General features: G+C 71.7%; 17 protein-coding genes and 1 pseudogene. 10 read left to right on the top strand and 8 right to left on the bottom strand.

All coding sequences use genetic code 11. The features are described 5' to 3' along the window. Both CCN39_RS41150 and soxR read right to left on the bottom strand, forming a co-directional pair. Positions 1–529: RNA 2'-phosphotransferase (locus CCN39_RS41150; RefSeq protein WP_167455332.1), on the bottom strand; the 529-nt coding region annotated here is incomplete at its 3' end. A gap of 33 nt (positions 530–562) precedes the next feature. Beyond that, positions 563–1,024: a redox-sensitive transcriptional activator SoxR gene (soxR, locus tag CCN39_RS41155; RefSeq protein ID WP_086851728.1), complete on the bottom strand. Its 462-nt coding sequence runs from the start codon at positions 1,022–1,024 to the stop codon at positions 563–565. A 52-nt stretch (positions 1,025–1,076) separates the two neighbouring features. On the opposite strand from soxR, the gene CCN39_RS41160 reads away from it, so the two are divergent. The 3 genes from CCN39_RS41160 (at position 1,077) to CCN39_RS41170 (ending at position 3,173) form a co-directional block, all read left to right on the top strand. Further along, positions 1,077–1,769, top strand: coding sequence for a thiamine pyrophosphate-binding protein (locus CCN39_RS41160; RefSeq protein ID WP_086851729.1), 693 nt, complete (start codon positions 1,077–1,079; stop codon positions 1,767–1,769). A 2-nt stretch (positions 1,770–1,771) separates the two neighbouring features. Further along, positions 1,772–2,665, top strand: a complete 894-nt coding sequence (locus CCN39_RS41165; protein ID WP_086851730.1) for a transketolase family protein — start codon at positions 1,772–1,774, stop codon at positions 2,663–2,665. Positions 2,666–2,747: 82 nt separating this feature from the next. Further along, positions 2,748–3,173: an NUDIX hydrolase gene (locus CCN39_RS41170; protein WP_208630611.1), complete on the top strand. Its 426-nt coding sequence runs from the start codon at positions 2,748–2,750 to the stop codon at positions 3,171–3,173. Here the strand turns inward: CCN39_RS41170 and CCN39_RS41175 are convergent. The 3 genes and pseudogenes from CCN39_RS41175 to CCN39_RS50920 form a co-directional block, all read right to left on the bottom strand. Next, positions 3,159–3,700 (bottom strand): annotated as a pseudogene (locus CCN39_RS41175) (NIPSNAP family protein). The gene CCN39_RS41170 and the pseudogene CCN39_RS41175 overlap by 15 nt on opposite strands. Positions 3,701–3,737: 37 nt before the next feature. Next, positions 3,738–4,910, bottom strand: a complete 1,173-nt coding sequence (locus CCN39_RS41180; protein WP_086851733.1) for an acyl-CoA dehydrogenase family protein — start codon at positions 4,908–4,910, stop codon at positions 3,738–3,740. A gap of 48 nt (positions 4,911–4,958) precedes the next feature. Then, a complete protein-coding gene (locus CCN39_RS50920; protein WP_167455333.1) occupies positions 4,959–5,135 on the bottom strand; it encodes a hypothetical protein in 177 nt (58 codons plus the stop codon). Positions 5,136–5,306: 171 nt separating this feature from the next. Here CCN39_RS50920 and CCN39_RS41185 point away from each other — a divergent pair, with 171 nt between their 5' ends. The 6 genes from CCN39_RS41185 (at position 5,307) to CCN39_RS41210 (ending at position 9,248) form a co-directional block, all read left to right on the top strand. Beyond that, positions 5,307–6,170: a hypothetical protein gene (locus CCN39_RS41185; RefSeq protein WP_086851735.1), complete on the top strand. Its 864-nt coding sequence runs from the start codon at positions 5,307–5,309 to the stop codon at positions 6,168–6,170. A 32-nt stretch (positions 6,171–6,202) separates the two neighbouring features. Further along, on the top strand, positions 6,203–6,820 hold the full coding sequence (hisH, locus tag CCN39_RS41190; RefSeq protein ID WP_086851736.1) for an imidazole glycerol phosphate synthase subunit HisH: 618 nt from the start codon (positions 6,203–6,205) through the stop codon (positions 6,818–6,820). 36 nt (positions 6,821–6,856) lie between these two features. Beyond that, a complete protein-coding gene (priA, locus tag CCN39_RS41195) occupies positions 6,857–7,594 on the top strand; it encodes a bifunctional 1-(5-phosphoribosyl)-5-((5-phosphoribosylamino)methylideneamino)imidazole-4-carboxamide isomerase/phosphoribosylanthranilate isomerase PriA (protein ID WP_086851738.1) in 738 nt (245 codons plus the stop codon). A 135-nt stretch (positions 7,595–7,729) separates the two neighbouring features. Next, entirely contained in the window at positions 7,730–8,323 is a 594-nt protein-coding gene (locus tag CCN39_RS41200) for a TetR/AcrR family transcriptional regulator (RefSeq protein ID WP_086851740.1), read from the top strand. Positions 8,324–8,381: 58 nt separating this feature from the next. Beyond that, complete coding sequence (locus CCN39_RS41205) at positions 8,382–8,723, top strand: DUF1330 domain-containing protein (protein ID WP_086851742.1); 342 nt, start codon at positions 8,382–8,384, stop codon at positions 8,721–8,723. A 48-nt stretch (positions 8,724–8,771) separates the two neighbouring features. Beyond that, positions 8,772–9,248, top strand: coding sequence for a GNAT family N-acetyltransferase (locus tag CCN39_RS41210; protein WP_086851744.1), 477 nt, complete (start codon positions 8,772–8,774; stop codon positions 9,246–9,248). On the opposite strand, the gene CCN39_RS41215 is transcribed toward CCN39_RS41210, so the two are convergent. Continuing rightward, positions 9,232–9,618 (bottom strand): PPOX class F420-dependent oxidoreductase, encoded by a 387-nt coding sequence (locus CCN39_RS41215; RefSeq protein ID WP_086851746.1) that lies wholly within the window; start codon positions 9,616–9,618, stop codon positions 9,232–9,234. The two genes, CCN39_RS41210 and CCN39_RS41215, sit on opposite strands and share 17 nt — an antisense overlap. A gap of 277 nt (positions 9,619–9,895) precedes the next feature. Between CCN39_RS41215 and CCN39_RS41220 the strand changes: the two genes are divergently transcribed. Next, positions 9,896–10,834 carry a hypothetical protein gene (locus CCN39_RS41220; RefSeq protein ID WP_086851748.1) on the top strand — a complete coding sequence of 313 codons (939 nt, stop codon included), beginning with the start codon at positions 9,896–9,898 and terminating at the stop codon, positions 10,832–10,834. Here CCN39_RS41220 and CCN39_RS41225 read toward each other — a convergent pair. Both CCN39_RS41225 and CCN39_RS41230 read right to left on the bottom strand, forming a co-directional pair. Next, positions 10,824–11,801, bottom strand: coding sequence for a hypothetical protein (locus CCN39_RS41225; RefSeq protein WP_086851749.1), 978 nt, complete (start codon positions 11,799–11,801; stop codon positions 10,824–10,826). The two genes, CCN39_RS41220 and CCN39_RS41225, sit on opposite strands and share 11 nt — an antisense overlap. Beyond that, on the bottom strand, positions 11,798–12,204 hold a 407-nt coding region (locus CCN39_RS41230), incomplete at its 5' end, for an RNA polymerase sigma factor (RefSeq protein WP_086851751.1). The genes CCN39_RS41230 and CCN39_RS41225, both read right to left, overlap by 4 nt.

The following is a 12,204-nucleotide window of genomic DNA, read 5'->3' on the forward strand; positions in this document are numbered from 1 at the left end:
GGAGGTGGGTTAGGTAGGGCGGGGGGACGGAAGCTGTGAGCCAGACTCCGTTGGCGCTCACCTGGAACGCGTGGCCTGCCGCGGCCATGGCGGCGGCGTCGACGCGGAGGATCACCGGCTTGCCGCGGCGGGCGCCGACCGTGCGGGCGGTGTCGAGGGTTGGCGACAGGTGGACCGCGTGGCGGTTCATCGGGCGCAGGCCCTCGCGGAAGATCGCGTCGAGGAATTTTGCGACCGTTCCGTGGTAGAGGACGTCCGGGGGTGTCGCGTCCGGTAGGCCCAAGTCGATCGTGACGCTGTGGCCCTGGCTTGCGCGGATGCGCGTTCCCGTTTCGTCGAAGGCGAAACGGCGCTTGTTGTTCTTCTCGACCACTTCGTCGAGCTCCTCGCGGGTGATCGCGAGGGCGCGCACGAGCGTGTCGACGGGGACCCAGCCGCCGGGGGCGAGGGTGAGGCCGAGGGCGGCCGGGTCGTGGCGCAGGTGCCGCGCCAGCCGCTTCGAAATGCGGATCACTTCTTTTTCGTTCATTGCCTCCCCAGGATCCCGCCGCGCGCAAGCGGTTTAGATGCCGCCCTCGACCGCCGGGCGCAGCTTGCTCGCGCCCGGGCCGAACCGGGCCAGCTCGTCGTCGTTGTTGTACAACGCGCAGCTGCGCAGGGAAAGGCAGCCGCAGCCGACGCAGCCGGTCAGCCGGTCGCGAAGCCGTTGCAGGGCGTCGATGCGCGCGTCGAGCTCGTGCTGCCAGTCGCGGGACAGCCGCGCCCAGTCCGCCTTCGTCGGCGCGTGATCCTCCGGCAGTGTCGCCAGTGCCGTGCTGATGTCCTCGAGCGAGAGCCCGACCCGTTGCGCGGCACGGATGAACGCGATCCGGCGCAGCACCGAGCGTGCGTAGCGGCGCTGGTTGCCCGCCGACCGCTCCGAACTGATCAGCCCTTTCTCCTCGTAGAACCGCAATGCCGTGTGCGGAACCCCGCTGCGTTCCGCCACCTGTCCGATGCTGAGATGTTCAGCGAGCCTGGTCACCTGGTCAGGCTATCCTTGACTTCGAGTTTAGTCGAGGTTGCATCGTCGGGTCATGACCACTGTGACCGAACCGGGCTACGCCGACCTGCCCCGGCTGATATCGCTGATGACCGGCGACGAAAAGCACAGCGCCGCCGCCGAGTCCACATTGGATGTCCTGTGGGTGCTCTACGACCGCGTGCTCGACGTCACGCCCGAGAACTTCCGCGAGCCGGGCCGCGACCGGTTCCTGTTGTCCAAGGGGCACGGGCCGATGGCGTACTACGCCGTGCTCACCGCGAAGGGCTTCATCGCCGAGGCGGAACTGGCGACGTGGTCCGACCCGGTGTCGCGGCTCGGCTACCACCCCGACCGGCGCCGCATCCCGGGTGTCGAGATCTCCAGCGGCTCCCTCGGCCACGGCCTGCCGATCGCGTTCGGCACCGCGCTCGGCCTGCGCGCCCGCGGCCTGACGGACGCGAAGGTCGTGACGCTCGTCGGCGACGCCGAGCTGGACGAAGGCTCGAACCACGAGGCGATCGTCGTGGCGGCACGCGAAGGCCTCGGAAACCTGACCACGGTGGTGATCGACAACCAGTCGTCGACGCGCGGCTGGCCGGGCGGCCTCGCCCGCCGCTTCGCCGTCGAAGGCTGGGAGACGCGCACGGTGTCCGGCCGCGACCACGACGCGCTGGACGACGCCTTCACCACCGCCCACCCCGGCCGGCCGCTCGCCGTGGTCGCCGTCGTCGAACCGAAAGGCTGACCATGTCGCCGATGCGGGAAACCTTCCTCGCCACCACCGAACAGATCGTCGACGCCGACCCGGACGTCGCGGTCGTGCTGGCCGACATCTCGGCCGCGCAGCTCGCCGGCGCCGCGCGGCGGCACCCGGACCGGGTGATCAACGTCGGGATCCGCGAGCAGCTGCTGGTCAGCACGGGCGCCGGGCTGGCGCTGGCGGGCCTGCGCCCGATCGTGCACACGTTCCCGTCGTTCCTGGTGGAGCGCGCCTTCGAGCAGATCAAGCTGGACTTCTCGCACCAGGAGGTGGGCGGCGTCCTGGTGTCGTGGGGCGCGTCCTACGACATGTCGACGGCGGGGCGCACGCACCAGTCCCCGGGCGACGTCGCGCTGATCGACTCCCTGCCGGGCTGGACGGTCCATGTCCCGGGGCACCCGGCCGAGGCCGAGCGGCTGCTGCTGGAGTCGATCCCCGGAGACGGGCGGGTGTACCTGCGGCTTTCGGCGCAGGAAAACGCTTCTCCGCACCTGGGGGTGGGCTTCACGCGGCTGAGGTCCGGACCGGCCGGCGTGGTGGTGGCGGTGGGCCCGGTGCTCGACCGCGTCCTGCGCGCGACGGCGGGCCTGGACGTGACGGTGCTGTACGCGTCGACGATCCGCCCGTTCGACGCGGCCGGCCTGCGCTCGGCGGTGCTCTCCTCTTCGGCTTCGGTCGTGCTGGTGGAGCCGTACCTCGCGGGGACGTCGGCCGCGTGGGTGTCGGAGGCGCTTTCCGACGTGCCGCACCGGTTGCGGTCGCTGGGGGTGCGGCGGGACGTCGAGATCCGGACGTACGGCGGGATCGCGGACCACGATCTGGCGCACGGCCTGGATGCCGGGTCGCTGGGGTTTTCGATCAGGCAGTTCCTGGGGGAGTAGGCGGAACCTCGCCGGTGCTGGGGGTACCGGCGGGGCGGGACGGCGCGTGCTTCGGGAGCCGCGGGTCGATAGCGTGGCCGCCATGCCATCGATCCGGCCCATCGCGCTCGCCGTCATCCGGCGCGGGGACGCCCTGCTCGTCTTCGAAGGGCGCGACGACGTCAAGGACCAGACCTTCCACCGGCCGCTCGGGGGTGGGATCGAGTTCGGTGAGACCAGCAAGGACGCCCTCGAACGGGAGTTCCGCGAAGAACTCGACGCCGAGATCGTCGTCGGGGAGCTGCTCGGCGTGCTCGAGAACGTCTTCGCCTGGCAGGACCGGCCCGGGCACGAGATCGTCTTCCTCTACGCCGCCGAGTTCGCCGACCGCAGCCGGTACGAGCTCGGCGAAATGAAGATCCTCGACGATCCCGCCACCGTCCGCTGGGTCGACCTCGCCGAGTTCGGCGAAGGCCGCAAGATCCTCTACCCCGCCGGGCTCATCGAACTCCTCTCACCGGATCAGTGACCGCGGAGTCGGCACGAGCTCGAACGACGCGGGCGAAGCCGCCCGGCTGAAGTACACCGAGAACGGGCCGTCCGTGCGGACCGGCAGCTGCGGGAACGTGTTCGGGGACGGCTCCGTCTCGAACGCCGCGAACGCCGACTCGGGTGGGGGCGCGGGAGGCGTGATCGTCACGTGCACCCCGTGCCCGGCGGTGGCGAAGCCAGGCCGAGGCGGACCGGGCGCAGCAGCAGCACGTTGTCGGAGTCGATCATCGTGGCGTTCGCCGCCGATCGGTGCTCCTTCCAGACCGGGCCGGAGTAGAACTCCTCCAACGCCGCCTTGCGCTCGGACATCGAGCGGAAACCGCGCAGCCACACGAACTCGTCCGGGGACGCCCGCGCCCGGAACAGCCCGAACAAGTGCGCGCCCGCCGCCTCCTGCGGCTCCACGAACTCGCGCTCGAACAGCTCGACCAGCTCGTCGCGCCGGCCGGGGTGCAGGGTGTAGCGCCGCAGTTCCACCACGGTTTCGAACTCGGTGAACGTCATGGCGCAGAAGCTAGCGGGCACCACCGACAAAAACCGGTCAGCGGAACGCCGCCAGCCCCGTGACCGCCTGGCCGAGTGACAGCGCGTGCATCTCCTCGGTGCCTTCGTACGTCAGCACCGTCTCGAGGTTCGCCATGTGCCGCATCACCGGGTACTCCAGCGAAATCCCGTTGGCGCCCAGCATCGACCGCGCGGTGCGGGCCACGTCCAGCGCCGACCGGACGTTCGCCATCTTCCCGAAGCTGACGTGGTTGTGGTGCAGTTCGCCGGCGTCCTTCAGGCGCCCGATCTGCAGCGCCACCAGCCCGGCGCGGTTGACCTCGACGACCAGGTCGGCCAGCTTGCGCTGGGTCAGCTGGAACCCGGCCAGCGGCTTCCCGAACTGCGACCGCGAGAGCGTGTACTCCAACGCGGATTCGTAGCACGCGCGCGCCGCCCCGACGACCCCGAAGAGGATCCCGTAGCGGGCTTCGTTCAGGCAGGACAGCGGCCCGCGCAGCCCGCGGACCTCGGGGAACGCCGCCGACGACGGCAACCGGACGCCGTCGAGCACCAGCTCCGCGGTCAGCGACGCCCGCAGCGAGAGCTTGTGCTTGACCTCGTTCGCGGTGAAGCCCGGCGTGGTGGTCGGGACGACGAAGCCGCGGATGCCGTCGTCGGTCTGCGCCCAGACGACCGCGACGTCGGCGACGGTTCCGTTGGTGATCCACATCTTCGTGCCGGACAGCACCCAGTCGTCGCCGTCGCGCACCGCCCGCGTCCGCATCGAGCCCGGGTCGCTGCCCGCGTCCGGCTCGGTCAGCCCGAAACAGCCCAGCGCTTCGCCGGTCGCCATCCGCGGCAGCCACTCCTGGCGGTGCTCTTCGCTGCCCCACTTGTGGATCGCGTACATCGCCAGCGACCCCTGCACCGAGACGAAGCTGCGCAGCCCCGAGTCGACGGCCTCGAGTTCGCGGCACGCGATGCCGTACGCGACGGCGCTGGTGCCGGCGCAGCCGTAGCCCTCCAGGTGCATGCCGAGCAGGCCGAGCGAGCCGAAGCCCTTCGCGAGTTCGGCGGCGGGGAGCGCGCCGGTTTCGTACCAGTCGGCGACGTGGTCCAGCAGGTGGTCCTTCGCGTACGCCCGGACGGCGTCGCGGATGGCGCGCTCCTCCTCGGCGAGCCCGGCGTCGAGGTCGAGGAAGTCGTGCGGGTCAGGGGTGCGGCTCATCAGGGGCTCCCGGGGACGCGTCGGTGCGGCCACCGCAGGAAACCACAGTCAGGCGTCTGTTCTCCGCGTGGCGTTCGTCACGCGGGCGGCAGACGTGCTCGGGGTGCACCGCGGACGGGTCTGCTGGCGCGGGATCAGCAGCTCGCTGAACTGCGGAAACGGCACGCTTTCGATGTCGTCGCGCCAGGCGTGCAGCATCTGGGACAGCAGATCGTCCTCGGCCATCTTCGCCTCCCTGGCGTCCGGTCGCAGCGGGCTCAGCGCACACGATCGGGTGAAGTGATACCCGGGCAGCGGGACGCTCAAACGGGTATCTTCAAGATTTTTCCGGGGAGTGCGCGCTCTGTGGCAGGATGGCTCCGCCGCCGCCAAGGCCTCAACTCCCGAGGAGCGCACATGCGCGCACTGCGGACGGCAAGTCTGCTCGCCTTCACCACCGCCACCCTGCTCGCCGCGACCGGCGTCGCCACCGCGCACGAACCGCGCTGGCAGCAGGTCGGCCACACCACCGCCGAGACCCGGATCGGCGGCGAAGGCCTCGCGACACTCCGGCTGCCCGGCCACGCCCCCGAGGTCGTCTACCGCAACGGCGCCACCATCCCGCAGCCGCTCAAGGACGAGGGCTGGGGCCACGTCGGCGACCCCGACTCGCTGCGCGGCTACGTCTTCGACGTCTACCAGGACACCCGCACGCCGGTGCCGGCCACGAAGATGTACCTGGTCACCAAGCCCGACGGGACGACGACGGAGTTCGTCCACCCGCTGCAGCCCGACGAGCCGTCCGCCAACGCGAACGCCCAGGTCGCGGCCACCCCCGACGGGCAGTGGCTGGTCTCCGGACCGCTCGGCGAGATCGACCGCCTCTTCGTCTCGCCGACGCCCTTCCTCAACCCGCGCGGCCCCCGGCAGCCGGGTGACCTCCCGGTCGCCGCCCGCATCCACCTCGACCACCACGTCCGCAGCGCCCAGGGCTGCGACTTCGTCACCTCGACGCGCCTGGTCTGCGCGACCAGCGACCCGTACAACGACCTGTACCCGACCAACCTGCAGCTCCTGCAGATCGACCTCGCCCGGCCGCTGACCGGCCGCGACGTCACCGCGAGGGTGCACGAGATCGGCCAGGTCCCGCTGGTCAGCACCTGCACGGGGACCTTCACCCCGGAAGGCGTCGACTACGACGGCGGCGTCCTGCGCGTCGAGGTCGTGCCGCCGTCACCCTGCAACACCGTGACCGACGTCTATTCCTTCGAGCGCCGCTGACCGCGACGGCTACGCTGGGTGGCGTGTCTCGTGTGGTGATCCTCGACTACGGTTCCGGCAACCTCCGCTCCGCCGAACGCGCTGTGGCGCGCGCCGGGGCCGACGTCGAGGTCACCGCCGACCCGCATGCCGCCGTCGAAGCCGACGGCCTGGTCGTGCCCGGCGTCGGGGCCTACTCCGCCTGCATGGCGGGGCTGCTGGACGTGCACGGGCACCGGATCATCGGCAAGCGGCTGGCCGGCGGGCGGCCGGTGCTCGGCATCTGCGTCGGCATGCAGATCCTCTTCGCCCGCGGCGTCGAGCACGGCGAGGAGACCGAGGGCACCGGCGAGTGGCCCGGCGTCGTCGACCGGCTGCACGCCGACGTCCTGCCGCACATGGGGTGGAACACCGTGCGCGCACCCGCGGACTCGCAGCTGTTCGCCGGGCTCGACCCGGAGGAGCGGTTCTACTTCGTGCACTCCTACGCCGCGCGCACGTGGGAGCTGGACGGCCTGCCCGGGCAGGAACCGAAGGTCACCTGGGCCCACCACGGCGAGGACTTCGTCGCCGCGGTCGAGAACGGGCCGCTGTGGGCCACCCAGTTCCACCCGGAGAAGTCGGGCGACGCCGGGGCGCAGCTGCTGCGCAACTGGCTGGCGACCCTCTGACCGGGTGATCCGGGTCTCCGCCCTAGAGTTACCGGCGTGACTTTCACGCTGCTTCCCGCCGTTGATGTGGCCGATGGCCAGGCCGTGCGACTCGTCCAGGGCGAGGCCGGCACCGAGACCTCCTATGGCAGCCCGCTGGAGGCCGCGCTGGCCTGGCAGCGCGACGGCGCCGAATGGATCCACCTGGTCGACCTCGACGCCGCCTTCGGCAAGGGCAGCAACCGCGAGCTGCTCGCCGAGGTCGTCGGCACGCTCGACGTCAAGGTCGAGCTGTCCGGCGGCATCCGCGACGACGCGTCGCTGAAGGCCGCCCTGGACACCGGGGCCCGGCGGGTCAACCTCGGCACCGCCGCGCTCGAGGACCCGGAGTGGACCTCCCGGGTCATCGGCGAGTACGGCGACCGCGTCGCGATCGGCCTCGACGTGCGGATCACCGAGGCCGGCCACCGCCTCTCGGCCCGCGGCTGGACCTCCGACGGCGGCGACCTCTGGGACGTCCTGGAACGCCTGGACCGCGACGGCGCGTCCCGCTACGTCGTCACCGACGTCAGCAAGGACGGCACGCTGCGCGGCCCGAACCTCGAGCTGCTGCGCGACGTCGTCGCCCGCACCGACGCACCGGTGATCGCTTCCGGCGGGGTGTCGAGCGTGGCGGACCTCGTCGCGCTGGCGGGCCTGGCGTCCGACGGCGTCGAGGGCTCGATCGTCGGGAAGGCGCTCTACGCCGGCGCGTTCACGCTGCCGGAAGCCCTTGCCGCGGTGGCGAAGGCCTAGGCGCGGTAGGTCGTGATCGTGCCGCCGTGGCCGGCGATCGCGCCGTCGACGCTGTACCTGAGCTTGCGCATGGTGGAGCAACTCCGAATGTAGTACTTTGGCTCGTAGTACTACGTCTGGAGTGGTGTCAACGCCATGGTGCGACGCAACCCCGAACGGCGAGCGGCCCTGCTCGACGCCGCCATCGAAGTCCTGGCCGACGAGGGCGCGCGGGGACTCACCTTCCGCGCGGTCGACCAGCGGGCCGGGGTCCCGGTCGGCACGGCGTCCAACTACTTCTCCAGTCGCGGTGAAATCCTCAAGCACGCGGGGGAGCGGGTCTACGAGCGGCTGGTGGACGACGCGGTGCTCGCGGGCGGCCTCGAAGGGCCGCGTGACCGGGCCCGCGTCACCGAGCTGATGCACGAGCTGGTCGACCGCGTGGCCGCCTTCCCGACGGGGTTCCTGGCCCTGCTGGAACTGCGGCTGGAAGCCGCGCGCCGTCCGGAACTGCGGGACGTGCTGACCCGCCGCATCCGCGCGGACGTCGACTTCAACGTCGAGTACCACGAGAAGTCCGGCCTGCCCGGCGACGGCACGACGGTGGTCCTGCTGTGGCTGGCCCTGAACTGGCTGATCTTGGAACGGCTGACGTTGCCGGACCTGTTCACCGACGAGCAGCGCCACGACCTCGTCACGGCTTTGGTGGAGCGCCTGCTGGCCGGGCAGCCGGCATTACCTCCGGCGTAATCGACGCCGTACCGGCGAGCGGCCAGGATTCCTTCCAGGACACCGAGGAAGGAACGCCATGACCGCCTACGGACTCGCCCACCTGCGCCCGCCCGCCGTGCTGCCGGAGGAGGTTTTCGAATACCTGGAGCGCATCCAGGCAACGCTCGACCCCTACGGCGGCAAGTTCCTGGTGCACGGCGCGCCGGTGCAGGTCATGGAAGGTGACTGGCCCGGCGGGCTGGTGCTCATCGAGTTCCCGAGCCTCGCCGCGGCGCACGAGTGGTACGCCTCGCCCGCTTACCGGGAGATCCTGCGGCTGCGCGCGGACCACATCCCGGGTGACCTGATCGTGGTCGAGGGCTGCGGGCCCGACCACGACTCCGCCGCCATGGCGGCGGCCCTGCGCGCCGCCGGTTGAGGCCGAAAAGCGGCTGACAGCGATCCCCGTGGGCCGTAGGTTGCCGCGGTGGAGGAGATCGTCACCCAGCTCGAAATGACCGCCGCCAGTCAGCTCAACCCCGCTCCGCTGGTCGAGGGCGTCGCGTTGCGGACCGCCGGACCGGGGCCGCTGATCCGCGAGCTGCACGTGCGGATCGGGACGCCGTACCGCTGGCCGAGCGCCACCCGCGGGGACGGCGAGTGGGATCGGTGGCTCGCCGCGCCGCACCGCGAATACCGGCTCGTCGAGTACCGCGGCGAGGTCGCCGGCGCCGCGGATTTCGAGCCGCAGCCGGGGAACGACGTCGAAATCACCACGTTCGGCCTGGTGCCGGAGTTCGTCGGCAAAGGACTCGGCGGGTTCGCGCTCACCCTCGTCGTCGCCGACGCGTGGGCGCTGCCCGGGACGCGGCGGGTCTGGCTGCACACCTCGACGCTCGATCACCCGAACGCGTTGCCGAACTACCTCCGGCGCGGCTTCCGCAGCTTCAGCCGTCCAGTTTGACGGCGATGCCGACGGTCCGGTCCTCCGGGCCGCGCAGCTTCGAGAAGAACATCGTGACGCGCCCGACGATGCCGTACTTCCGGGCGATCGCCCGCCGGGCCCGCTCGGTGTCCGCGGCGTCCAGCAGCCGGGCCTGGCCGGTCACCTTCGCGCCGTGCGTCTTCTGCCCGCGGACGTCGCAGGCCTGGACCTCCACCCGGCCGTCGTTGCGGATGCGCTTCACCTTGCCGGTGTCCCGCGCCGACCACAGCACGAGCTCACCGCCGTCGCCGGCCACCCAGATCGGGGTCGGCACCGCCCGGCCGTCGCGCCGGAAGGTGGTCAGGACGACGTAGCGCTCGGCGGCGAGGCGGTCGGTCTCGGAGGTCATGCGCCCACCGTAGCCGGGTGGCGGACGGCGATGCCCGGGTAGCGGGTGATCAGGCCCGTGTCGTCGTGTTCGAGGATGCAGCGTCCAGTGTGGACTCACGGCGCGGGCGTCTTCGTGCCGCCAAGCGGCGCTGCCGGGGAGGGTCATGGCCCACCGTAGCCGCCGGGAAAAGTACCTAGGCCTTTTGCGCCAAAACCCCACACGCCTGGCCGAAGCGTTTCAAGTCATTCACCTGCAACGCTTTGAGCGCTGCATTCCCGCATCCTGGAGGGCATCGATGGCGGTCAGACAGCAAGTACCGGTTCATCCGCAAGCAGGGTTCTTCGGCGCCGGCCCGTATCCCGTGCGCCGGGCGGCCATCGCCGTCGCGGCGATCGTGGCGGGGTTCGTGCTGACCGCCATCTGGTCGGCGCCGTTCGTCGACTCCGTGATCGGGGACAGCGTCGCGAACGGACTCCTCGGCCACGACGCGAAAGCCACCCCGATCAGCGGCGTCCTCGCCGGGACGCTCTTCGCCTTCGTCTCCGGCCTCGCGGGCTCCTTCACCGCCTGCAACATCGCCGCCTTCGGGGCCGTCGCGCCGCTGGTGGGCGAGCAGGCGGGCGGGAAGCGCAGCGCGCTCAAACCGCTCGGCTGGATCTCCGCCGGCCTGCTGAGCGTTTCCGTCGTCTACGGCATCATCGTCGCGCTCGTCGGCACGCGGATGCCGCAGTTCTCCACCGCGAAGACCACCGGGCTCTCCCCGCGCAGCATCCAGTCCATGATCGCCTTCGGGGTCGTCGGCCTGGTCTTCCTCCTGATGGGCCTGATCGCCCTCGGCATCCTCCGCAACCCCTTCGAGGGCTTCGTCCGCCGGCACCCCGCCGCGCCGCTGGTGCTGATGGGCGCGCTCATCGGCGGGTTCCTCATCGGACGGCCGTACCCGCTGTTCCGGATCATGTTCCGTGACGCCGCCGAGCAGCACAACGTGCTCTACGGCGCCGCCGCGTTCGCGCTGCAGTCGCTCGGCAACATCGTCGTGATGGCGGTGCTGTTCCTGGTCCTGACGTACGCCACGGGCGGGCGCGTGCAGCGCTGGCTGGCCGCGAAACCGGCGCGGATCGCCACCGTCACCGGCGTCGCCCTGCTCGTCGGCGGCACGTTCACGCTGCTCTACTGGGACGTCCGCGTGCTCGGCAGGCTCGGGATCATCTGGTTCCCGATGGTCAACTGGTGACCGTCCCGAGCCAGCGGTAGTCGGGTGCCGGGTCGAGCTGGACGCCGTTCGCGACGGCGATCAGCTCGGCCTGCGGCCGCGCGCCCGACACCCGCAGCCAGCGGCCCGACGGCAGCCGGACGAAGACCATCGCGTCCCGCCCCTTCTCCGGCGCGACGAAGAAGCCCTCGCCGCCGCGGACGGTCACCGACACGGCCCGGTCCGGCGTGGGGGGATACGGGCCGGCGGTGGCCCGCACCACGGGGGCCGACGGCCGGGCCGGGTCGGCCGCGGTCAGCTCGGTGCTCGCGGTGCCGGGACCGGAGCCCCGCACCGCGGCCGAATGCTCGGCCAGCCCCGGCGGCAGCGGGCCGAACCGCAGCTCACCGCGGACGCCGACCGGTCCGGCGGTGACCGAGTCGGCGACCCGCTGGGCGACCGACCGGGCGTCCGGAATCCCGGCGATCGCCACGCACAGCACGTGCGAGTCGTCGGCCAGCCAGGTGAGCTGCGCGTCGCCGCCGGCGCCGGTGACCATGCCGACCCGGCCGTGCACCAGGACCTGGTCCTTGATCGACGCGATCTTCAGCGCGGCCTGCGACCACTCCGGGTCGGCGGTGGAGTACGCCGTCAACGTGACCTCGGCGAGCCCGGCCCGCCACTGCCGGACCTGCGGGGTGATCCCGGGCCCGCCTTCGCGGTACTGCTCGGTGAAGCCGTCCGGCAGCCACTCGGGGCCGTAGCCGAGCACCGGGCGGCTCGCGGCGGGCGTCAGGTCCGGCCGGGTCAGCAGCTGCATGCCGGCGAAGGCGCCGACGACCACCACGACCACGGCGGCGGCGACCAGGGCCAGCCGGGTGGACGGCCGCTGCTTCCGCCCGGCGCGGGCGAGCGCGTCGCGCACCGCGTGGCCGTCCGGGGCGCGGGCGGCGAGGCGGTCCAGGCTGTCCCGGATCAGCGTCTCGGTCTCGTGCTCGCTGCGGGTCATTCGGGGGCTCCGGTGGTGATGACGGTGTGCTGCACGCCGGCCTGGCGCAGGGTGGTCAGGGCACGCGAGATCTGGCTGCGCACGGTGGAGACGCCGCACCGCAGGACCGCGGCGATCTCGGCGTCGGAGTAGTTCTCGTAGTACCGCAGCACGACAGCCGCCCGCTGCTTGCGGGGCAGCGTGGCGAGCAGGCCGAGCACGGCGTCCCGCTCGTCGTAGGCGGCCGAGGGGTCGGGTTCGGGCGGGCCGAGCGCGTCGAGGACGTCGTGGCTGCTCGACACCATCCGCCGCACCGCGCGCCGCCGCCAGGACAGGTACTCGTTGGTGACCATCCGCCGCACGTACGTCGGCGGCGCGGCGATGTCGTCCCACCGCAGCTGGGCGCGCAGGAGCACGTCCTGGA

Source organism: Amycolatopsis kentuckyensis, assembly GCF_002155975.1.
Lineage (GTDB): Bacteria > Actinomycetota > Actinomycetes > Mycobacteriales > Pseudonocardiaceae > Amycolatopsis > Amycolatopsis kentuckyensis.